This window comes from Pseudomonas peli (assembly GCF_050563605.1).
GTDB lineage: Bacteria > Pseudomonadota > Gammaproteobacteria > Pseudomonadales > Pseudomonadaceae > Aquipseudomonas > Aquipseudomonas peli_A.
Genome location: NZ_JBNXUH010000110.1, coordinates 1 through 429, shown reverse-complemented (window position 1 = coordinate 429; position 429 = coordinate 1). Strand labels below are relative to the sequence as shown.

The following is a 429-nucleotide window of genomic DNA, read 5'->3' as shown; positions in this document are numbered from 1 at the left end:
CCACACGAGYCCCCTCKTTTCTYCGGGGSGGCKGGGAGTTTKTAWAAAAGAGCCGGSCCAAGGGGSGTTGCCVCCCCCCGCCACTGGTTCCGCCTGGGCCGCACGGCCACGCCGCTGGGCAGCGGTTCGGCGCTGATTTCCTGGTCCGGCTCGATGTTCGAGTACCTGATGCCTTCACTGGTGATGCGCGCCCCGGCCGGCAGCCTGCTGGAGCAGACCCACCGTCTGGTTGTGTCGCGCCCTTCCTTCTCTTTATATGTTCTGGACCATTCTCGAAAAAAAAAAAGAAGAGGGAGARGAARARAAAAAAAAAACGAGGAGGGAAGAAGGAAGCGACAGAAGAGAAAAAGAGAAAGGAAAAAGAAGGCGATATGGAAGGAAATGAAAAAACAGGAAGAGGAAAAAAAGAAAGGAAGGAAAGAAAAGAAG

The 429-nt window shown here is 54.1% G+C and carries 1 protein-coding gene; it reads left to right on the top strand.

The genetic code is table 11. From position 1 onward, the window contains the following. Positions 1–153 precede the first annotated feature (153 nt). Positions 154–429: hypothetical protein (locus ACQ4LH_RS21220; RefSeq protein ID WP_430698976.1), on the top strand; the 276-nt coding region annotated here is incomplete at its 3' end.